The 22,394-nt window shown below is 32.9% G+C and carries 20 protein-coding genes; 9 read left to right on the plus strand and 11 right to left on the minus strand.

Features of this window, described 5'->3' with window-relative positions; all coding sequences use genetic code 11:
- Positions 1–191 precede the first annotated feature (191 nt).
- The 3 genes from ACE94K_RS09325 to secDF all read left to right on the plus strand — a co-directional run bounded on the left by ACE94K_RS09325 (position 192) and on the right by secDF (position 5,079).
- Positions 192–1,145, plus strand: coding sequence for a hypothetical protein (locus ACE94K_RS09325; protein ID WP_378183258.1), 954 nt, complete (start codon positions 192–194; stop codon positions 1,143–1,145).
- Positions 1,146–1,236: 91 nt separating this feature from the next.
- Positions 1,237–1,857: a hypothetical protein gene (locus ACE94K_RS09330; protein WP_378183261.1), complete on the plus strand. Its 621-nt coding sequence runs from the start codon at positions 1,237–1,239 to the stop codon at positions 1,855–1,857.
- Between the two features lie 207 nt (positions 1,858–2,064).
- The gene (secDF, locus tag ACE94K_RS09335) at positions 2,065–5,079 is read left to right on the plus strand and encodes a protein translocase subunit SecDF (RefSeq protein WP_378183264.1); all 3,015 of its coding nucleotides are present in this window, start codon (positions 2,065–2,067) and stop codon (positions 5,077–5,079) included.
- Between the two features lie 66 nt (positions 5,080–5,145).
- On the opposite strand, the gene ACE94K_RS09340 is transcribed toward secDF, so the two are convergent.
- From ACE94K_RS09340 to ACE94K_RS09385, 10 genes are all read right to left on the minus strand, one after another.
- Positions 5,146–5,922, minus strand: a complete 777-nt coding sequence (locus tag ACE94K_RS09340) for a DUF1206 domain-containing protein (protein ID WP_378183267.1) — start codon at positions 5,920–5,922, stop codon at positions 5,146–5,148.
- A 124-nt stretch (positions 5,923–6,046) separates the two neighbouring features.
- Positions 6,047–6,544 carry a DUF192 domain-containing protein gene (locus ACE94K_RS09345; RefSeq protein ID WP_378183270.1) on the minus strand — a complete coding sequence of 166 codons (498 nt, stop codon included), beginning with the start codon at positions 6,542–6,544 and terminating at the stop codon, positions 6,047–6,049.
- 156 nt (positions 6,545–6,700) lie between these two features.
- Positions 6,701–9,520: an MSEP-CTERM sorting domain-containing protein gene (locus ACE94K_RS09350; protein WP_378183273.1), complete on the minus strand. Its 2,820-nt coding sequence runs from the start codon at positions 9,518–9,520 to the stop codon at positions 6,701–6,703.
- On the minus strand, positions 9,504–10,049 hold the full coding sequence (gene xrtK / locus ACE94K_RS09355; RefSeq protein WP_378183276.1) for an exosortase K: 546 nt from the start codon (positions 10,047–10,049) through the stop codon (positions 9,504–9,506). Before xrtK ends, ACE94K_RS09350 begins: the two co-directional genes overlap by 17 nt.
- Before the next feature lie 20 nt (positions 10,050–10,069).
- Positions 10,070–11,422 (minus strand): cell envelope integrity protein CreD, encoded by a 1,353-nt coding sequence (gene creD, locus ACE94K_RS09360; protein WP_378183279.1) that lies wholly within the window; start codon positions 11,420–11,422, stop codon positions 10,070–10,072.
- Between the two features lie 28 nt (positions 11,423–11,450).
- A complete protein-coding gene (locus ACE94K_RS09365; protein ID WP_378183281.1) occupies positions 11,451–12,104 on the minus strand; it encodes a DUF1361 domain-containing protein in 654 nt (217 codons plus the stop codon).
- Positions 12,101–12,418 (minus strand): hypothetical protein, encoded by a 318-nt coding sequence (locus ACE94K_RS09370; RefSeq protein ID WP_378183284.1) that lies wholly within the window; start codon positions 12,416–12,418, stop codon positions 12,101–12,103. Before ACE94K_RS09370 ends, ACE94K_RS09365 begins: the two co-directional genes overlap by 4 nt.
- Positions 12,409–12,876: a hypothetical protein gene (locus ACE94K_RS09375; RefSeq protein ID WP_378183287.1), complete on the minus strand. Its 468-nt coding sequence runs from the start codon at positions 12,874–12,876 to the stop codon at positions 12,409–12,411. The genes ACE94K_RS09370 and ACE94K_RS09375 overlap by 10 nt, the downstream gene beginning before the upstream one ends.
- A 126-nt stretch (positions 12,877–13,002) precedes the next feature.
- Positions 13,003–13,296: a winged helix-turn-helix domain-containing protein gene (locus ACE94K_RS09380; RefSeq protein ID WP_378183290.1), complete on the minus strand. Its 294-nt coding sequence runs from the start codon at positions 13,294–13,296 to the stop codon at positions 13,003–13,005.
- A 30-nt stretch (positions 13,297–13,326) separates the two neighbouring features.
- Positions 13,327–13,932, minus strand: a complete 606-nt coding sequence (locus ACE94K_RS09385; RefSeq protein WP_378183293.1) for a hypothetical protein — start codon at positions 13,930–13,932, stop codon at positions 13,327–13,329.
- A gap of 89 nt (positions 13,933–14,021) precedes the next feature.
- Here ACE94K_RS09385 and ACE94K_RS09390 point away from each other — a divergent pair, with 89 nt between their 5' ends.
- The gene (locus ACE94K_RS09390) at positions 14,022–14,384 is read left to right on the plus strand and encodes a DUF1801 domain-containing protein (RefSeq protein ID WP_378183296.1); all 363 of its coding nucleotides are present in this window, start codon (positions 14,022–14,024) and stop codon (positions 14,382–14,384) included.
- Here the strand turns inward: ACE94K_RS09390 and kdsA are convergent.
- Positions 14,371–15,189, minus strand: a complete 819-nt coding sequence (gene kdsA, locus ACE94K_RS09395; protein WP_378183299.1) for a 3-deoxy-8-phosphooctulonate synthase — start codon at positions 15,187–15,189, stop codon at positions 14,371–14,373. The genes ACE94K_RS09390 and kdsA overlap by 14 nt on opposite strands.
- Positions 15,190–15,476: 287 nt before the next feature.
- On the opposite strand from kdsA, the gene typA reads away from it, so the two are divergent.
- The 5 genes from typA to ACE94K_RS09420 all read left to right on the plus strand — a co-directional run bounded on the left by typA (position 15,477) and on the right by ACE94K_RS09420 (position 22,359).
- Complete coding sequence (typA, locus tag ACE94K_RS09400; protein WP_378183302.1) at positions 15,477–17,276, plus strand: translational GTPase TypA; 1,800 nt, start codon at positions 15,477–15,479, stop codon at positions 17,274–17,276.
- A gap of 545 nt (positions 17,277–17,821) precedes the next feature.
- Positions 17,822–18,769 carry a GNAT family N-acetyltransferase gene (locus ACE94K_RS09405; RefSeq protein WP_378183304.1) on the plus strand — a complete coding sequence of 316 codons (948 nt, stop codon included), beginning with the start codon at positions 17,822–17,824 and terminating at the stop codon, positions 18,767–18,769.
- The gene (locus tag ACE94K_RS09410; protein WP_378183307.1) at positions 18,766–19,875 is read left to right on the plus strand and encodes a DegT/DnrJ/EryC1/StrS family aminotransferase; all 1,110 of its coding nucleotides are present in this window, start codon (positions 18,766–18,768) and stop codon (positions 19,873–19,875) included. The genes ACE94K_RS09405 and ACE94K_RS09410 overlap by 4 nt, the downstream gene beginning before the upstream one ends.
- On the plus strand, positions 19,863–20,879 hold the full coding sequence (locus ACE94K_RS09415) for a hypothetical protein (RefSeq protein WP_378183310.1): 1,017 nt from the start codon (positions 19,863–19,865) through the stop codon (positions 20,877–20,879). The genes ACE94K_RS09410 and ACE94K_RS09415 overlap by 13 nt, the downstream gene beginning before the upstream one ends.
- Position 20,880: 1 nt before the next feature.
- Positions 20,881–22,359 (plus strand): oligosaccharide flippase family protein, encoded by a 1,479-nt coding sequence (locus tag ACE94K_RS09420; RefSeq protein ID WP_378183313.1) that lies wholly within the window; start codon positions 20,881–20,883, stop codon positions 22,357–22,359.
- Positions 22,360–22,394: the final 35 nt, after the last annotated feature.

Consider the following 22,394-nt stretch of genomic DNA (forward strand, 5'->3'; position numbering starts at 1 on the left):
TGTCTTTTACCCGCATTATGCATTAGAAAATTTATTACATCTTGAAATCACTGCAAAATATACCGTTTCCCTACATTTTTAAATGTAACCATAGCGATGCTATGCTAAAACTTAGAAAATGTCATATTTCATGGTGCTTTCAATTCTCATTACAAAGTTCTAATACATAATACGAGTTTAAATAAATATATATGTTCAAAAAATCCTTTAGCATATTCAAAATATCTACAAGAATCCTCCTGCTGTTATGGTTAATGATTTCTTGCGATTATGGTCCAAAGCCCAATAAAGTTATTGAAATCACTCTAGAATTAGACGAGACTGTGAATACAGATCAGGAGCTCAATTCAATCGTTCAAAAATTGCAAAAAAGACTAAAAAAAATTGCTGTGAACTCTGAATTTTTATCGATACCCGAAAAAAATCAAATCAAGATTACAGTTACTACTTTTTACCAAACTGAAAGATTTAATAGGTATCTAGTTAATCCTGGAAAATTGGATTTTTATGAAACCTACAAAAATGAAGAAATGTTCTCGTTTCTTGCAAAGGTTTATGAGCAAGTAAAAAATAAGGATTCTGTTGCACATCCTTTCCAAGATTTAATCAAAGAATCCGGATATCCGGGAGGGCCTATTTTGTTTTCCGTAGAAGAAAAGGATACAGCCACAGTAAATAGATATTTTTCTATGAAGGGAGTTGAATCAGCCTTACCTGCAAAGAAACGATACGTAAAGTTTTTATGGGGTATAAAAGAAAAGGGAACAGGATATTTTCCTTTATATGTTCTTAAGAAAAATAGACTAGGTAAACCTGCGCTTAGCGGAGATGTGGTGACAGATGCCTTTATGAACTATGATTCATTCGAAAGACCAGTAATTTCTATGCAGATGAATGAAGAAGGAGCTGCGATATGGGAAGACTTAACAGGTAAAGCTTTTCAGGAACGATCCAACATCGCCATTGTTTTAAATGATCAGGTATACAGTGCGCCTGGTGTATCAGCTGGCCCGATACACGCAGGTCGTTCTGAAATATCTGGAGATTTTACGGTAGAAGAAGCTCAAGACTTTGCAAACATCCTGATGTCGGGTTCAATACCTAAAATGAGTATTGTTGAAGTTAAGGTGAAAGAAATAAAATAAAAGCAGAGCGATAGAGTTTATGAGTATGATGCTAATTGTTATTTATAAAAAGACTTTAGTAATGAAGTTTTAATTTTTCTATATTTGCGCCGTGAAAAAAGAATGGTATTTCAAGATTTTAATTTCAGCAGTTGCATTGCTTGTTGTAATGCAGCAGCAAACTGTTGTGCCTAATCAAGAAATTGTTCTAGAATTTACTGATGTCGAAGTAACTTCTCTCGAAGCTCAAAATGCAATTGCAATTGTAAAGAAGCAATTGGAATCCATAGGAGTTACCAACACAAGAATATCAAAAGAACCACATAATGGCAGACTTAAGATTGCCTATTATAGCGATGCAGATGTAGAGAGTATAAAAAAAATACTTTCTAACGAACGAAAAGTCGCTCTGAATCACGCTTTTTATGATGAAGGTAGCACTCAGAAGTCATCCCCTTTTGATGGAGATTCATCACATTATAATCTGGATGTCTATCAAATTCAAAAAAGTGCAGACCTTGATTCAGATTTTAACGGAATCTATGTTTTAGAAGTAAAACAAAAACAAGATAGAGCTTCTGGTTCTTATGGCCATAGTTTTGTAGCAGAGCATAAAGCCGGTCATATTGATGCCTTACTAAAATTAGCTCAAAAAGTTAACAGTGCAATCTCAATTGCTATTGATAACATTACTTATAAGATCCCAGAAGTAAGAGCCGGACCTATTTCCTAAAGGAGTTCTTATTGTAGAAATCCAAAAAATCAAACATTTAAACTGGTAATGAAAGAGATCATCTGGTCTCTTGGTCATTGAGTTTTATATGCTAATGTCCAAATCGTGACAAAGCTTATTAATCATAGAATATTAATTAAATAATTGTTGAATTTTGACTAATTCTTGGAATTATTCATTAGAAAGATTCAACCAAAATAAAAAACAATGCAAAACAAAGGACTTGTTAGAGTATTTGCGATTTTATTTGGATTGGTATGTATTTACCAATTATCATTTACTTACCTAACATATACAAAAGAAAAAGAGGCTGAAGTTTATGCCATTAATAAATTTCCGGAAACTGTTGAGGATTACTCTAAGAAAAGAGAAGCAGCAGAACGTAATTATCTGGATTCTATAGGTAAGGATCCGATCTTTGCAAACTTCAGTTATAACGACGCTAAAGCTAAGGAACTTAATAAAGGACTTGACCTTAAAGGAGGAATCAATGTTATTCTACAAATTTCTGTTAGGGATATCTTAGAAGGATTGGCTAATAATTCTAAAAACCCTGCCTTTATTCAGGCATTAGATGCTGCAGACGAAACTCAGAAAAATAGTCAAAATACATATGTAGAAGACTTTTTTATTGAGTTTGAAAAAATACCGGATGCACAATTAGCATCACCGGATATTTTTGCAAATAAAAACTTAAGTGATGACATCACTTTTGATATGTCGAATGATATTGTAAAACCGATTTTAAAAAGAAAAATTGACGAATCAGTAACTTCTGCATTCGAAGTATTGCGTAAGCGTATTGATAAGTTTGGGGTTACACAGCCAAATATCCAACGTTTGGGAGAATCCGGACGTATTTTGGTAGAATTACCGGGAGCAAAAGATGTGGATCGTGTAAAGAAACTTTTACAGAGTACCGCGCAATTAGAATTTTGGGACGTTGAAAGCTCTCAGGAGCTTGGACTTTTTATAAGAAGAATGAATGATAAGCTGAAGAGCGAATTAGACGCTAAAGATTCAAAAGAAGAGGTTGAAGAGGAAGTAGCAGAATCTGAGAAAGCTGTCGATTCTGCTCAGGTAGATACTACAAAAACAGATGCAGATGCAGAAATTGAAAAATTACTAGCAGATTCTGAAGACTCTACAGATGTTGAAGAGCAAGTAAATCCAATCAATGATCTAATTGGAGCTCCATCTGTTCCGGGAGCATTGTTTTCTGTTGCTATAAAAGATGTAGAACAATTTGATGAATACCTTAACAGAAAAGACATCCGAGCTTTATTACCGCAATCGTTGCGATTTACAAAATTTGCTTGGAGTAAGCCTGAAAAAGAAGGTGAAAGAGTAGATCTATATGCCTTAAAAGGAAATCGTGATGATACTCCAGAACTAAGTGGAGGAGTAATCACAGATGCTGCACAATCTTACGATCAGCTTAACAATGTTGTAGTAACTATGCAGATGGATGGAAAAGGAGCTAAGAAATGGGCAGAAATGACAGGAAGAGCTTCTCAGACAAGAGGACAAATTGCAATTGTATTAGATAATATTGTGTACTCTGCACCGGGAGTTTCTAAAGGAGCTATTACAGGTGGTAGAAGTGAAATTTCTGGAGACTTTACAGTTGAAGAAGGACAAGATTTAGCAAATGTTTTAAGAGCTGGTAAATTACCCGCTTCTGCAGACATTATACAAAGTGAAGTAGTTGGACCTTCTTTAGGACAGGAAGCGATTGATAGTGGTATTATGTCTTTTGGTATTGCATTAGTATTGATCCTAATATGGATGATCTTTTACTATGGTAAAGCAGGAGCATTCGCGGATGTTGCTTTGGTAGTAAACATTTTGTTTATTTTTGGAGTATTAGCCGGATTAAAAGCGGTATTAACATTACCTGGTATTGCAGGTATTGTATTAACGATTGGTATGTCTGTGGATGCAAACGTACTTATCTTTGAAAGAATTAAAGAAGAGCTGGCTAAAGGGAAGTCTCAGGTCGATGCGATTAAAGATGGTTTTAATAATGCATTATCATCGATTTTAGATGCGAATATAACTACAGGTCTTACTGGTTTAATTCTTTTATTCTTCGGTACAGGACCTATTAAAGGATTCGCAACTACCTTATTAATTGGTATTCTTACTTCATTATTCACTGCTATTTTCATCACTAGATTATTTATTGATGGATATGGTAAGAACGGTAAGGAATTGGCATTTTCAACAGCTGCAACTAAGAACTTGTTTAAGAATGTAAATATTAACTTCTTAGGAAAAAGAAAGATTGCTTATGTTATTTCGGCTGTTATCATTTTCGCGGGATTAGGATCTCTATTTACACAAGGTTTGGATGAAGGTGTAGATTTTGTTGGAGGTCGAACATATACCGTTCGTTTTGCTAAGGATGTTGTTCCGTCTGATGTAGAAAAGGATTTGGTAGCTGTCTTTGGTAGCGCGCAGGCCAAAACCTTGGGAGCTAATAATCAGTTAAAAATTACGACTAAATATAAGGTAGATGAAACTGGCGAAGCTGTAGATTCTGAGATTTCTAATTCTTTGTTTACTGCATTGAAGCCTTACTTAACAGATGGAATGAACTATGAAGAATTCTCTAATGGAGATGAAGATAAACAAGAGGGGATTATGCGTTCTATGAAGGTTGGGCCAACCATTGCAGATGATATTCAGCAGGCCGCTTATATTTCAGTTATTGGGTCGTTAATCGTAGTATTCTTATATATCTTATTGAGATTTAGAAGATGGCAATTTAGTTTAGGTGCTGTTGCTGCTGTATTCCACGATGTTTTAGTAGTATTAGGTGTATTCTCATTAACTTGGAAATTTATGCCATTTAATATGGAAATAGATCAGGCATTTATCGCAGCAATATTAACGGTTATTGGATACTCTCTGAATGATACGGTGGTTGTATTTGATAGAATCCGTGAATATTTTGCAGAACATACTACTTGGACCTTAGATAAGAATATTAATGGAGCATTAAACAGTACGCTAAGCCGTACGTTGAATACTTCATTAACTACTTTATTAGTACTGATTGCAATCTTCATTTTTGCAGAGCCATTAAGAGGATTTATGTTCTCGTTAATTATTGGTGTTCTAGTAGGTACGTATTCTTCATTATTCATTGCAACTCCAGTAATGTATGATACAGTAAAGAAGGTTGGACTAAAAGAAAAGAAGAAAACTGAAGAGTAAAAATCTTTATGTTTAAGATAGCAAAAAATCCTTGAGTTATTGGCTCAGGGATTTTTTTGTTTGGAGTTAGTCATCAAAGGATCTGTATTTTACCATAGCAAACATATAAATGCCGTAGCAAAGAAGTCCTAAAGCAACCAATCCAAAAATCCAAGGACCGGATGTATTTTGTTGTATGAAAGAGAAAGCTTCGCTTGTTCCTTTTATTTCACCAGAAGAGGATGAAGTAGCATTCATTCCACCCTTTATAAAGAAATATGCTATTATGGCAATTACAATACCCCGAGAAATCAATCCAACATATCCAATTCTTTTTAAAAGTGTTTTTAGAGTAACACTGGATATTTTTGAAATATTGAATTTTTTGAGAAAGTCTCCTTTGTAAGCTTTCACGAATTGGTATATACTTTTAATAGCCAGTGCACTTCCAATACCAATAAAAATATAGGATGAATAATTTCCTAAATTTGAAGAATTATTAGTGTGACCAGGCTCCTTAAAAATTTCAATGATAGAAAAGAATCCCAGAGCTAAATAAACGGCACCGCTTATAAAAAAACTAACTCTTTTTACGATTCCTTTACCGTCGGTTCCAATTTCTTCTGGATCAGAAATACTTTGTATAAATCTCCAAACAGCGTAACAAATAAGTCCAAGTCCTAATATTGCCAAGATTATTTTACCAAAAGATTGCTCTTCTAAAAACCGAATAACTTGTAGTTTCCCTGCCTTTTCACCTCCCATATTAAAGGCTGTCATAAACGCTAAAATTCCGGTTATAGCGTATACTATGCCCTTTGCACCGTAACCTACGCGAACAACCTTTTTAATTTTTGAATCCATATGATGCTTTGATATTTGATTTTCAAAATCTTATATATGGAAAAGTTAGGGATATTTGACTAGTGAATTGTGCTGTAAACAAACCAACATTATCGCATTCCATTAAGGAATGTTTATTGTAATTTTAGTTGATACTTTTAAAAGAAATAGAATCCCCTTCTTTAAGATTCCATTGATCCGATAATCCAGCATTGATTTCTAAAACATACTTTGCAGGTTTTATTGAGGGAAGCGAAGTTTCATCTAATGGTTTTGCGTTTTTTTGAAAACTCACAATTTTGTATTGATCATCAACATAAATAATATCGAGCGGAATCAGTGTGTTTCTCATATAGAAGCTTTGAGGTCTTAGATTCTCCTGAATAAAAAACATTCCTCTTTTTTCTTCCATCGACTTACGATACATTAAGCCTGTTTCTCTTTCATAATCATTATCAGCAATTTCGATATCTAAGGCAACAATTTTAGTAGGTATAGAATCTTTTACAGAGTAAATAGAAAGTTCTCCTTCTTTTGTGAATTTTATTTCTTCTGTGATGATCTTTTTGTCAACATCTTTTTTACAAGAAAAAATAGACAAAGTAGAAATAGCAATAAGTGTTGTGAGCGTGATCTTTTTCATGGGTGTCTTTATTTGATCAATTCAATCTGGATTGGAAATTATTTAAAAACGAAAAGTACTGGTTTTATTTTTGAAACACAATTTCGAAAAGAAACAAATCTTTGTTTTAAAAAAAGGCGTGCTTTAAAAATCTGAAACACGCTATTATCATACCTACTACAGTAAGGTTTTCGATTTTTGTCTTTTTTTATACCAGAGAAATATACCAAACAAAACCACCAACACAAAAAAATGAGGTTCGCTCATTCTAGCTGTGTCTTCTCCAATGTCTAGATTTTTATTACTTGATAATATTTGTTCTTGTTTCCTTTTTAGAATTGCTTTTTGTGCATCATTCTCCACAACGATATAGGAGGTTACCGGAGTCATTATTTTGGAAATAAAACTACTTTTTACCAGTTGTAGCCAATTTTCTTTTCCCTGTTCTGGAAAAAATGTCTGAGATAACCACATACCTTGCATTATTAATCCATTAAGCCATTTTTTTTCAGCAATAGAATCTTCGCTACTGGTATAGGAACCATTTTTGAGAATAATACTTGGATTATTGTCATCACGAAGATAAGTTACGGATTGATCTTTATGTTTATAGACAAGGACTTGTTGATCAAATCTTACCGGAATAGAATCCTCTATTTTTTTCTTTGGGTTGTCTAAAAGAGAATGTGGTTCGAGCACAGCATTCTCAGTAAGATTATAAAATCTATCGTGATCCGGAAATGCAACCTTAAAGTCAGAAAAATCTTTATCTAGCACAGCATGATTTAAGGTGTCTGTTACTGCTACGATGATAGGATAAGAATCTTTCTGATTTTGATAAGACTCAGATAAGGTTTTTTTGATTGCTCTATCCAGATAAAACCCTCCCTCAAAGGATTGTTGTGCAAATTCCCTTTTCCAATCATCTAAGGTTATATGAGAGGAAGTGTAGGTGTTTACAAAACTAACTTTTGCCTCTGTAGTTTGTTCGCCATATTTATTCATTATTTTCTGAACTCGATCACTGAAGTTATGAATATAATCTTCCTTACCTGAAGAAGCATCAACCAGAAAATGAAAATACGGTTTTCTTTGTGTCGACGGTAAGGTGTTTTTGATTTTAGAAGGAATATAACTCAAACCAGCCATATCTATTGTACGGTCGACCTTTCCCTTTGTGTCACTACCTAGAGTTACAGAATGGTTATCAATTTGTAAGGTAATAGGTTCTTTGTGTATGAATTCGATTCCGGTTTTTCTGGTTTCATTTTCAGTAAAAGGAAAAACTCTAAAAGCCACTTTGTTGCCGGTAAGATAATATAGAATTCCAGGATCTTTATTCTCATTTCTTATCTGCGAAAACACCCACATTGCGGATTTCTTTTCTGCTAATATTCCCATTTCTTTTCTATCTCCAACATATAAATAATAATCGCTAATCCAACTTCCATCTGGCAATTTTATAGTAGTTGCATATTCCTTAAATCTATCAGAACTGGGATTTTTTATTTCGAGATGAATCCAGCTTTTCCAAACATCCTGGGTCTTATCGTAGCTACTTTCACTTTGTATATTAGAAATATGTACCTGATCATTTCTTAATTGATCATACCATAGTTGTTCAGGAGGTGTTCCAAAAAAGATATGATCGATAGCGTCTATTTTAGGATTAGATAACGTAAGATTATCCAGTACCATCCAATTATAAAAAGATGATAAATATGGAATTTGCCGTGTTGCTAAAAAATCATCATTTCTGTTTTTCTTATGTTCCTTGATAGTTTGAATGGTTTTTTTTAAGGTTTTAGTGTCGATTGAATAATTTTCGGAATAGTTAGGTGTATATACATAGTCTAATGTTTCCTCTAGAGTGTATCGATCAAATTTGTAGACAATTGCAATGCATAAAGGAATTACTAAAAAACTTAAAACAAAAGTACCTCGCAGTACATTAAGGGAAATTCGACTTTTCAGTTGGGCAAAATTTTTCAGGAGTTCCTGAACGTGGATGATAAAAAGAAGCAACGGAGTAAGCATTAAAAATCCAATTCCAACTGCCACAATTGCAATAACAGATAAAGGGAGAAAAGGAAGGAAAACCATAAAGAAATAAAAGGTATAAGAGAATGTTATACTTCTTCCTGCGAATACCAAAATTTGGTATGTGTTATTTTTAATATCAGGTAAGCATACCAAAACTCCATTTATTACCGCTAAGATGTAGAACCAACTACTCGTGAAATTTCCAAAAATTCCTGAATCATTTATTCCGTATTGATTAAATAATAATCCGTTATTAACAGCTAGCCCTAAAAGAGGAAATAAAATAGCTATAGGGATTTTCCAGATTAGATGATATTTTTTCCAGGTTGCCCCCTTTTTTATAGTCAAAATATATACTCCGCGAATCACAAAAAATAAAAAAAATAATGTTCCAATAATAATGAATATGAGTATAGTGTGAATGCCAAATTGGTGATCAAACGGCTGCCATAATGGAATAATGATTTGCGAAAAAACATACCAACAAATGGGAACTGCGATAGCCGCAAAAAAATTGATCAATGCATTATGATTCTTATTTTTGGATGTAAGCTGAAGAACAATAATAAATAGAGAATAAACTAAGGAGGGCATTAAAAAAGTGCCTAGATATAAAACAATATTACCCGATACCATCCATCTTGGTATCGAAAATGGGATGATCTGATCTGAATATTGGCTGTATATATAAATAAAGGGAATATAAAGCGATAAGGCAATCCATCCGTAAATGTAAGAGACTTCTCTTTTTCGAACGATTAAAAATGTGGTATAAATTAAATTTAGCAGCCCTAATAGCAAGAGAATGCTTCCAAATATCTTCCAGTATTGGAGATTCGAATTTTCAAGAAGACTTTTTATGATGGTAAACTGACTCCAAAAAAGTAAGAATATTAATACAATTGGTAGAGTATTGATAAGAAGCAACCACTTGGGATTACGTAAGTTGTACATAACAGATATATTTTTTGATTATTGTATCAATAATTAAATAGGTAAGTATTAAAAATGATAAATTAATTAGAATGCCTAAGCCTTCATGAATCAAGTCAGTTTGAAGATGTAGAATTTCACTAAGCTTATTTTGTAAAACAATAGAAACGAAAATCCTTGAAGTATTCACAAGGATTGTAATAACCAAAGAAAGTAATAAAACTATCGGCATCATTATTACTTTGATTGAGTGCGAATTTACATAAGTGATTAGCGGATATAATATTAATAGAAACAGAATTGTCCATAAATTAAAGCCAGCGCAAGACTTATCGATAATGATATCAAGTTTTTGATGGTAATATCCGATATTTTCTAAGTATACTGATGTCGATCCCGTTATAATACTTATAAGAGAATCTGTAGGTTTGATTAAAAAAGTGAGATCTTGTAAATTCGATTGCCTAAATCCAAATTTTAGCAATACAAAAAGAAATATCCCAAATATGTAGTAGTAACTATTTTTTGATATATTCATTCTACTTATCATTTAATATTGTTTTATGATTTTTATTCTCCCCAATCAATTTTTCTGGACACCATCATAATAGTCCCGAGTATTAAGAATAATCCAATACTTCCAACCAGTAGTGCATAACTTTCTAATTGGATAATCACAAAAATAAAAGTGTATAATGCAATTAGTGATGCAGCAATAAATCCCATAAATCTAAGACTTTTTAAGATAGATTTGGTATAAATTGAAATGAGTAAGACAACAGCAATTCCGGCCACTGCGTATGCATACAGAAAGCTTGAATGTTCTGAAATAGAAATTAATAAGGTGTAGAACATGGTAAGTGCTAATCCAATCATTAGATATTGGAACGGATGAATATGTACTTTACTTACGGTTTGTATGAGAAAAAACACCAAAAATGTTAGAGCTATTACCAGATATCCATATTTTGTAGCGCGTTCACTTTTTTGATATTCGTCTACAGGAATGAGTAACTTTACTCCAAAAGCGGAGGAATTAATATATGGTAATTCTCCAAAAAATTCCTGCTCAAATTCTCTGTTGATTTGTAGTACTTTCCATTTTGCTTTAAAACCATTCTCTGTAATTTCTTTGGTTTTAGTATCTGGTAGATAATTACCATTAAAACTTGGTGAAGCCCAATTGGAGGTCATAGCTACATCGGTTTCTCTCCCTACGGGTATAAAACGTAATTGCTCACTTCCGTTTACCTTTAGATCCATTTCAAAATTTACTACACGGTTTTTAGGTAAAGATGTTTCCTTTAAGAATTTAGTTTCAAATCTATTGGTGTTAGAGTTTTGAGTATATTTTGATTGTAATGGGTAATTTTCAGAACCAATTTTTAATTCAAGATTACTTCTGATTCCTTTAGCATTGGTAGAGTTGATAAGTATAGTCGCTTTATTCCATAAAACATCCTCCGGCTTGATATCCTGAATTTCAAAATTTGGAGCGATAAAAGAACCTTTAATCTTCATGTCAGCCGTATATACAACTGACTCATAAATACTTCTTCCGAGATTTTCGGATTCAACATTGGCGTTTATATCCAAAGTATTCGGAAAGAAAAAAGCATGATGAATTGATACCATATCTTCCTGCAGATAGGCTTTCGTTTTTTCATCCCATATTTTTTTAAACTTATGGGTTTTGTAAGGGATTTTCAGTATTGGGCCATATAATAAAACTTCATTTCCCCATTTCTGGTTTATCTCGCTTACTACTTCTTCTTGCCGGTAAGCACGTTCCTGAATCAGGCTTTTGATATAAGATAAGGGAATTAATAATACCAGAATGAGTATGCCTACCATCAACATGCGAACAGTGATAGAAGTTTTTATCCATTGTCCGAAAGACTTTTTTTGTTTTTGATTTTCCATAACTTTTGAAATTTGTTTTGTTTTGATTTTAATTATTTTCTTGTGTGTAATAATGGATAAGATGGTATGTGATGATTAAAAAACCACCAAAACCTACTGTGAATGACCATGTATTTATATGTTCTATCGGAAATATGACTCGCTGAAATATATCGCCCAAAATATCCAGTGGATTTTGAATTAAATCCCAGCTATTCCATCGTAATATTCTACCCATATAAATTCCAAAACCAGATAAAAAGAGTGTAAGATGAACGATGAAGTAGGTCGTCTTTTTTGAAAAATATTGATAAAGGAGTTCCTGCATAGTTCGCAAAGAAGCATAACCTATGATCAAACCATTAATCGCGAACGATAAGATGAGTAATACGTCAAACCAAACAGAGTGTAACGTGCTTAGGCGGATATGTTGTAAATCTGTAAGGATGTAGGGAGCATTGGGCAAAAAGGCAAGCCAAAAGATAAAACCTATTGCAAATAGAAATTTATTCTTATGGATTTTGCTAAAGCTCAATAAGGTCGTTACTCCGTAAGGAATACAGGCCAGAAATAAGTTCCACACTAAGAATAAGAAAAAATAAGATTCTACTCGCATAATTCTTATCAAAAGCAGCACAACACTAAAAGCTACTGCGATACTGAATCCTTTGATAAAAGGTACTTGTTTTTGGAATGAATTCATTGTGAAAAAGCGTTATGAAAAGGATTATTAATGACGATTAGAAAGTACCCAATAGCAATGGGGATATTGAGCAAGAATATGAGTACAGTACTTAGGTTTTCTTTAAAGCAATGATAGTTTACAATGGCATTTGCCAAAACACCAATAAGCGTAATACTATTTAAAACCATCGTTATCAAAACATAAAAAAGTCCGAAGATTATTATGTTTTCCGAATTGGTGATCAGCTGTATTAGTAAAAGTATAGTGCCAAATAAGAAGCTAAAGGTTGCTATGATCAAAGCATTTCGATTTACGGATTGTTTTATTTGCATATGGTAGCTATTAAAAATGTGGTTCGTATAGTGTTTATGGATTGATGTAATAATTTTTTGAAATCCAGTTGATGGAATGCATACGCATTTCGACCTTTTTTAAAAGCATTGCTAAACATCTTTAATTTGTCTGGATAGACTAGAGTACCAACAAGGATGACAGTAAAGAGGTATGCACTTTTTTTACCGTTGCCTAACAGATAGTATTGCATGGATATCTCTTCCGGAACGGTAATTCCTGTTTTGGTTAGTACATGAAATACATCGTGATTTTCGAGTTTGGGTTGCGGTGAGAAATCGTGCTGAAGCAGAAAACTTCCCAAGTGAAACCCAAGACTGGCTTTTGGGAATTTCAATAATTGTGATACCGAAATATCCCAAGGTTCCTCTTTTTTGAACCATTTTTGATATGGGATTTTACTCCATTCGTATAATATTTCTAATAATAATGATCTCATTTCTTGTTTCTAAAGTACTTTGAAATTCAAAGTAAAATAATAAAAAAAATATGTTTTGTTGATTCCCTCTTGAGAGGGATTGAAATACAATGCGGTTTACCGAATTAGTATTTCTTGGGTGTGTTTTTATTGTTTTAATAATTTTTCAATGGCTTCTACGTGTTTTTTAAAAGCTTCTCGACCTTGTTTGGTTGCGCTATATCGTGTATTAGGTTTTCTTCCAATAAATGATTTTTCGACAAATATGTATGCTTCTTTTTCCAATGCCTTGGTATGACTTGCTAAATTACCGTCAGTGACACCTAATAACTCTTTCAACATTTTAAAATCGGCATATTCATTCACCATCAGAACCGACATTATTCCTAACCGAATCCGATGATCAAATGCTTTGTTTATGTTGCCGATTATATTTTTCATCTCTTATTTCTACAAAATTGGAAATTCTTTTTACCTATCGTGCTTAAAGTAAATCAAACTTCCGTAAATAATATGCATCACACCGAAACCCAAAACCCAAAACCAAAACCCATAACCCGGATATACTGCGCAGATTAAGCCTAATATAATTTCAACATACCCTAAATATTTTACATTACCAATCGTATATTTTGAAGCATTCACTAATGCTAATCCGTAAAAAATAAGCATCAAAGAACCTGTTAGACCATAATGATTACTGTAGATCTTGATTAAGATATAAATTCCTCCAGTAACTAATGGAACCAAAAAGGCGGTAAGCAATCTTTTAGAAGCACTGTTCCATAGGGTTTCATTATTTTTTCTGGCTTTCCTACTGCTTAATATAGCTGCTGTAACAATGCTTAAAAAAGCAATGCCGATTAGATCAATTAAGATGTAATTGAAAATTTTTCCGTGCAGAATTAAATATTCTCTTCCGCTGATACTTACCAAATAATACGCAAAAGCTGCGCCGATAATCGCATAGATTCCTGCAAGGATTCCGGATAATCCACTTAAAGAGAAAAATCGAGATGATTTGTTCATCATATCCTTGATCTCTGTGATATCTTTTAAATAATCTTCTGTGCTCATATTAAAAGTACTTTGAAATACAAAGTAAAATTAAATTATTGAATTGTGCAAATGATTTTTTAGATTTAGCTGATCAAAATCGCTATTCCGTGAAACCAGCAGAGGAGTATATTTTAAATCAACCGGAGCCGTTTAAGACTATGTTACTTCATTTGCAAGTAATTATTGAAGCTACATTACCAGAAGCTGAGTTATTATTTAAATGGAAAGTGCCTTTTTATTATGTAGGCAAGAGTCCTGTTTGTTATCTAAATGTAACAAAAGGATATGTTGATGTCGGTTTTTGGGGTGCTCAATACTTTACCGATCACGCGGATAAATTAGTGACGGACAAAAGAAAATATGTAAAGTCGTTACGCTATTGGAAACCTGAGGAAATAAATGAAGAGATCTTTGTGGCGATTCTACAGCAAGCCTTTACGTACAGAAACGAAAAGTTTATAACGAATTAACCGTTTGTCTGATCGCTACCAGATTACTCAATAGTTTTTCAAGATATTTCAAATCGAGCATATTTGCTCCATCACTTTTTGCATTTGCCGGATCAAAATGGGTTTCTATGAACAAACCGTCTACTCCAGTTACAACTCCCGCTCGTGCGATTGTTTCTATCATATCGGGTCTGCCACCTGTTACTCCGCTAGACTGATTAGGTTGTTGCAAAGAATGAGTTACATCCAAAACAGTTGTCGCATATTGCTTCATTGTTGGGATTCCTCTAAAATCAACAATCATATCCTGGTATCCAAACATAGTTCCTCTATCTGTAATCATAGCCAGATCACTACCGCTATCCTGTACTTTTCTAACCGCGTGTTGCATAGCTTCGGGACTCATAAATTGTCCTTTCTTTAAATTTACCGTTTTTCCGGTTTTGGCAGCAGCAACCACTAAGTCTGTTTGTCGAACCAAAAATGCAGGAATTTGTAAAATATCAACATACTCGGCTGCCATGACAGCATCGTTGTTTTCATGGATATCTGTTACGGTCGGCACTTGGAAGGTTTCTCCAACTTTACGTAAAATCTTTAACGCTTTTTCATTTCCGATGCCTGTAAAACTATCAATACGGCTACGATTTGCTTTCTTAAATGATCCTTTAAAAACATAAGGAATTTTTAGTTTAGCTGTAATTTCTACCACTTTTTCAGCTATTCGTAACGCCATTTCTTCACTTTCAATCGCACACGGTCCTGCAAGGAGGAAAAAGTTATCAGCGTCCAGGTTTTTTAGGTTCTTAATCTTAGAAAGTTCCATATCGATAGTTTAAGAACGCAAAGATACTTGTTTTACTAATTGAATGAAAAGATTATATGACAAGAAATAAGATGGTTAATACAATTATTGCGCTAGTCAATCTATTTTTCTTTTTTGTTAGTAAAATACCTATCATAAAGTTCTGATACATAATTTAGGTTTCAAAGAATAAATAGCCTCAGGCACAGGTTTTAAGTGTTTGATTTTCAGTATTTTTTAATATTTTTAATTTAGTGTAAAACCTATTAAAATATAACGTACATTTGCAGCCTTAAATTCAGGCGTATATGACTGCTATAAAAAACATTGCTATTATTGCACACGTAGATCACGGTAAAACTACCTTGGTTGACAAAATAATGTATCACTGTCAATTGTTTCGTGAAAACGAAAATACAGGGGACTTGATTTTGGACAACAATGATCTGGAACGCGAAAGAGGAATCACTATTACTTCAAAGAATGTTTCTGTAACGTATAAAGGAACAAAAATTAATATTATCGATACACCGGGTCACGCCGATTTCGGAGGAGAAGTAGAGCGTGTATTGAATATGGCCGATGGTGTATTATTATTGGTTGATGCTTTTGAAGGACCCATGCCGCAAACACGTTTTGTTTTGCAAAAGGCAATTGATCTTGGTTTAAAACCTTGTGTAGTAATAAATAAGGTTGATAAAGAAAACTGTACACCAGAAGAAGTGCATGAAAAGGTATTTGATCTAATGTTCGAATTAGGAGCAGAAGAGTGGCAGTTAGATTTCCCTACAGTATATGGTTCTGCTAAGAACAACTGGATGAGTGATGATTGGCAGAAAGAAACAGATAGTATAGAACCATTATTAGATATGGTGATGGAACATATTCCTTCTCCTAAAGTTGAAGAAGGAACTTTACAGATGCTAATTACATCTTTAGATTTCTCTTCGTTTACCGGGCGTATCGCAATTGGTCGTTTACAAAGAGGAACATTGACTGAAGGAATGCAGGTTTCATTAGTGAAACGTGATGGAACCATCAAGAAATCCAAGATTAAAGAGCTTCATACTTTCGAAGGTTTAGGAAGAATGAAGGTTGATAAAGTAGAAGCTGGAGATATTTGTGCTTTAGTAGGTTTAGAAGGGTTCGAAATTGGAGATACTGTTGCTGATATCGAAAATCCAGAAGGATTAAAGACAATTGCAATTGATGAGCCTACAATGAGTATGTTATTTACTATTAACGATTCTCCGTTTTTTGGTAAAGATGGAAAGTTTGTTACTTCAAGGCACATTAAGGAAAGATTAGAGAAAGAATTAGAGAAAAACTTAGCACTTAGAGTTAATGAGACAGATAGTGCTGATAAATTCTTAGTGTTTGGTAGAGGTGTACTTCACTTATCTGTTCTGATCGAAACAATGCGTCGTGAAGGATATGAATTACAGATCGGACAACCACAGGTAATCATTAAAGAAATTGATGGTGTTAAGTGTGAGCCGATTGAAGAATTAACCATTGATTTACCAGAAAATGTATCGGGTAAGGCTGTAGAAATGGTAACTATGCGTAAAGGAGAGATGCTAAGTATGGAAGCTAAAGGCGATCGTATGGTCTGTGAATTTTTAGTTCCATCTAGAGGTATTATTGGATTACGTAACCAATTACTGACTGCTACCGCTGGTGAGGCGATTATGGCACACCGTTTTAAAGAATATCAACCACTTAAAGGAGATATTCCTGGTCGTATTAATGGTTCATTAGTGTCTATGGAGAAAGGTTCTGCAATACCATACTCAATAGATAAATTACAAGATAGAGGTAAGTTTTTTGTAGATCCGGGAGAGGATATTTATGAAGGACAGGTGATAGGAGAGAATTCTCGTGGAGATGATATGGTTGTGAACATCACGAAGACAAAGAAGTTGAGTAATGTTCGTTCATCTGGTGCAGATGATAAAGCAAAGATCGTTCCTGCAATAAAATTTTCTTTAGAAGAAGCTTTAGAATATATTCAGAAAGATGAGTATGTAGAGGTAACTCCTAATCATTTACGATTAAGAAAAGTATTCTTAACAGAAGTAGAACGTAAAAGAAATAAGATCGTTTAATCTGGTTTCTAAAATATATAAAGAAAAAATCCCGAGGAAACTCGGGATTTTTTGTCAAAATTTTGGGGTAATTATGGTTTTGGGATCAATTCGTTTTTTGAAGGAAAATTGATTATTCTATCAGTTTTTTCCTTTGGTAAATGTAATTTCTTAAACCTATTAAGGACTTGTAAAAATCTTTAAAATATCGGTAAAATGTATTTTTTTATCGATAAAATACAGTTATTTATGTTTTTAGATCAAAATTTCATAACAGAATTAGTTGGATATTTCGCATCATTCATGGTACTCGTATCCTTTTTAATGAGCGACATTAAAAAACTTCGTCTTATAAACATTGTGGGGTGCGTGGCTTTTGTAATTTATGGGGTTTTACTCAATTGGTCGTGGCCAATAATTATTACTAACACGGCAATTGCTGGTATAAATTGTTATTATCTTTTTGTAAAAAAAGTAGCATAACTCTTTTGCCTATCTTTAAAAATAAGGCTAATATTCCGGATACTCAAACAAATTGGCTATTTTCACTTTCTTAAATTAGTATTTTGCCAGCGTATACAATTAAGAAATATCAATTAGAAGACTATTCTTTGTGGAATAGTTTTATAGATGGTTCTAAGAATGGGACATTCCTTTTTCATAGAGATTTTATGGAATATCATTCGGATAGATTCGAAGATTTTTCACTATTGATTTTTGATGGTACCAAATTAGTTGGTGTTTTTCCTGCAAATATTAAAAACAAAGCATTACATTCTCATCAAGGACTGACCTATGGTGGGTTGATATTGGATAAAAGTATTGGAGGAGAAAAGGTAAAGAATATTCTTATAGATATGACCGATTTTCTTCGTTCTCGGGAAGTTAATAGCTTAATTATCAAATCAATACCGGGTTTTTACCATCAAAAGCCTTCAAATGAGCTTGCTTTTTTCTTTTCAGAACTAGGTGCAGAATTATATCGTCGGGATCTTAATCTGGCGATAGATTACCGTTTGCCTATGAATATCCATAAAAATAAACTAAAGCATTATGAAAAAAGGAAAAATATAGGTTTTGTAATTGAGGAGATTGATGATTTTTCTGATTTTTGGAATCAGGTATTGACTCCAAGGTTAGAAGAAAAGCATCATACAAAACCTGTACATTCTCTTAAGGAGATTCATTTGCTCAAAAAGAAATTTCCGCAGAATATAAAGCAATTTGTGATCAGTTTGGATAATGAAGTGTTGGCAGGCATTACCATTTTTAAAACCAAAGAGGTAGTAAAATCTCAATATGGAGCGGTTACAAATGATGGTCAGGTTTATAGAGCATTGGATTTTCTTTTTATTACTTTAATTAAAAGATATAAAGAAGAAGGGTATAAATTTTTTGATATGGGTACGGTAACTCAAAGTAACTTTGGTTTGCTAAAACAAAAAGAGGAATTGGGTTGTGAAATTTACACACAGGATTTTTATAGGTTAAAGCTAAAAATAAGTGATTTATGAAAGTACCATTTCTAGATCTTAATCGTATGAATGCTCCTTATAAGAAACAGTTACAAGAGGCCTTTGATTCTGTTCTGGATTCAGGACAGTATATATTAGGGCAAAAGGTAGATTCTTTTGAAAATGCTTTTGCACAATACTGTGGTACTAAGTATTGTATAGGAACAGGAAACGGATTAGATGCACTTACAATATTGCTTAAGGGATATGTAGAATTGGGTAAACTAAAAGAAGGTGATAAAATAATAGTGGCAGCTAACACTTTTATAGCAACTATCTTATCTATTAAGCATGCAGGACTGGAGCCCGTATTGGTGGAACCGGATGAAAAAACATATACCATCTGCCCAGATAGAATTTCTGAAGCACTAACAACAGATACTAAAGCAATAGTTGTGACCCATTTGTATGGGCAGTTAGCAGATATGGAAAAAATCAGACAAATAACTAGTCAAAATAATTTAATTCTAATTGATGATGCTGCTCAAGCACACGGAGCAGTAAACCAAGTAGGGGAAAAAGCAGGGAATTTAGCAGATGCAACGATATTCAGCTTTTATCCTACCAAGAATCTAGGCTGTCTTGGTGATGGTGGGGCTATTACTACAAATAATAGCATTCTGGCTATGATCATTCAAAAATTGAGAAATTATGGAAAAGTCAACAAATACGAACATGAACTTGTAGGTTATAATACGCGGCTCGATGAACTACAAGCTGCTTTTTTAAGTGAGAAATTGACAGATTTGGATAACACTAATGCACTAAGAAGACAAATAGCAAACACATACATTTATGGTATTCATAATGATCTAGTGAAGACTCCTTTTTGGGATGGTTCTTATAATCATGTTTTTCATCTTTTTGTAGTAAGAGTTCAGCAGCGTGAGAAATTTTGTAAATATCTGGAGGACAATCATATTGGATGTTTAATTCATTATCCTGTTGCTCCTCATCAACAGAAAGCACCTTTAGTGAATCAAAAAGATCGTTTTAAAATTACCGAAAAAATAACTGAAGAGGTAGTTTCTTTACCAATGTTTCCTGGTTTAACTGTAGAGGAGATACAATATGTAATCCAAAAGATTAACAAATGGAGATCTTGATAAAATCTTTTAATCGCCCTTATTATCTGGATAAATGCATTCAGAGTATTAAAAGATATCTAAAAAGTACTACAATTGATATAAAAGTACTGGATGATGGCACTCCTAAAAAATATCTTGATTATTTAAAACATAAACATCCTGAAATTACTATCGTATTTTCTTCTAATTATCAGGAAAAATCAGCCTATTGCGAAGGAGCTGTAAAACCTTCAAAATGGAATATACCTATTGATTTTTGGGAAGAAGAAGTGAAAAAAACATCAGAATATTTCTTATTACTTGAGGATGATAATTGGTTTGTAACACCTATGGATATTTCTGATTTAAGTACCGTACTTAGATCAGAGTCTACTTTATTCTTGAAGTTATTTTGGTTGGGGAACCCTGATTTAGTTTCTAATAATTATATAGAGCAGAAGCACGGAATTTGTTTTTATGAACCTAAGTTGTTTTCTAAAATCCCTTGGGTTTATAATCTATTATTTTATGGTTTCAATAATTCATATTACAGAAAAATCATGAAACTTTTAGATATAGGCAAATTTGAAAATCATCTTCCTTACTATACTATTTATGCAGTTGCAGGAGCCATTTTTAAAAAAGATTACTTTCTTTCTCTTTGGAATAATCATCAAAATGTAGTGGACGAAAGATTGCAAATTTATAATGCGCTGAAGTTTACAAAAAAAGAACATAAAAAAGTTACGTTTGCTAATACTCCTTCAGAAATGCTAAAAACAGGTTTTGTTTCATCAGCCACTAATAATAAGTATGAGCAATCTACTAATGCTGATGTTTTTGATATGTTTATCTTTAATAAAATTCTAAATGAGGCATGGTATAATGGTATGCTTGATATTTCTAGCGATGTAACAAAAGATATTCAACCATCACAAATAAAAAGCATTTTGTCTCATTCTGATGTTTCATTTACAAGATGGCAAAACTGGAGTCGTAGTTTTAAGGAACACTATACTTCTTTTGGGTGTAAAATTGATTAATATGAATTCATTCAAAGAAAAGATAGATACCTCTCATAAAACTATTCTAAAAACCTTAACGCTTTTTGGTTCTACTCATATTTTTAATATGCTAATTAATGTCTTTACCGTGAAATTTACGGCTATTTTTTTGGGAGCATCTGGATTAGGAGTTCTAGGATTGGTTAAAAATACATTGGAAATAATTAAGTCGGTTTCAAGTTTTGGATTAAATCTGGTTGCTGTTCGTGAAATTTCTTCTATAGATTCTAATGATAATAATGGCCAGATTGAAACCTTGTACATTATTAGAAAAATTGCGTTTTATACTGGTCTTTTTGGAGCAATATTGAGCATTATTTTTAGCACTATTCTTAGTAAATGGACCTTTGGGTCTTCAGATAATTTTTATTGGTTTGTAGGGCTCTCAGGTTATTATATCATAGTTAATATGACAACCTACAGAGAATCAATTTTACAAGGATTTAGATTATTGCGTAAAATTATTGTAGTCAATCTGATATCTAGTGGTTGTATTGCTTTGATCACCGTAGTACTATACTTTTTGCTAGGAATACAAGGAATTGTTCCTGTAATTGTAACTGGTAGCCTTATTAAGTGGATGATCTGTTGGTATTATACTAGAACTTTTACTGCTGGATCATTCAAAATGGATAAAAAGGTTTTATGGATAAAAATGAAACCTTTATTGTCATTAGGTTTATTATTATCTCTAAATGTAATATTAGGAAAGTTTTGCTCTTATTTAATTAAAGTTTATCTGAACACTACGGAAGACTCAGCCGTTTTAGGATATTACGAAGCGGGCATTATTATTCTGATTTCTTATTTAGGTATCATTTTCTCTACAATGTCTATTGATTTTTATCCTCGATTAACGGCTATTCAGGGAGATCACAGTGCATTGAAAGAATTTGTTAATAATCAAATAGAAATGGCTGTTTTGATTGTTACACCTGCAATTCTTCTTTTTTATTGGCTTGATGAATGGTTCATTCAGATTTTATATACTAAAGACCTTTTGCAGGTTGTAGAAATACTTAAAATCGGCTTGCTATCAGTACTGATTAGAGCAATTATATGGCCTTTGGGCTTTGTGTTACTGGCAAAAGGAGATAGGAAATATTATTTTTTTTCAGAAGTTTTAGGAGATTTCTTAAATGTTGTTGTTACGATTGTATTTTATGAGCTTTATGGGTTGTTAGGTATTGGTGCAGCTTTAGTATTAAATTATACAATATATGGAGTTGTCGTATATTTTTATATACATAAACAATATAAGTTTACTATGATGTCTTCTGCCAAAACGGTCATCATTTCTTTTATTCTAGGGGGACTAGGCTGCTTTCTTAAATTAGATAATTCTTTATTGTACTCACACTGGGTTGCTTTGTTAATTTTTGCTATTTCCATTTTTTATTCTGGTTATTTGTTAAATAAAAGAATTAATTTCTTTGATTTTATAAGAAGTAAGTTGTAATTAGTGGCGATTTGTTTTTGCTATCTGTTTCGGTG

The sequence above is a fragment of the Aquimarina besae genome (assembly GCF_042434905.1).
Classification (GTDB): Bacteria; Bacteroidota; Bacteroidia; order Flavobacteriales; family Flavobacteriaceae; genus Aquimarina.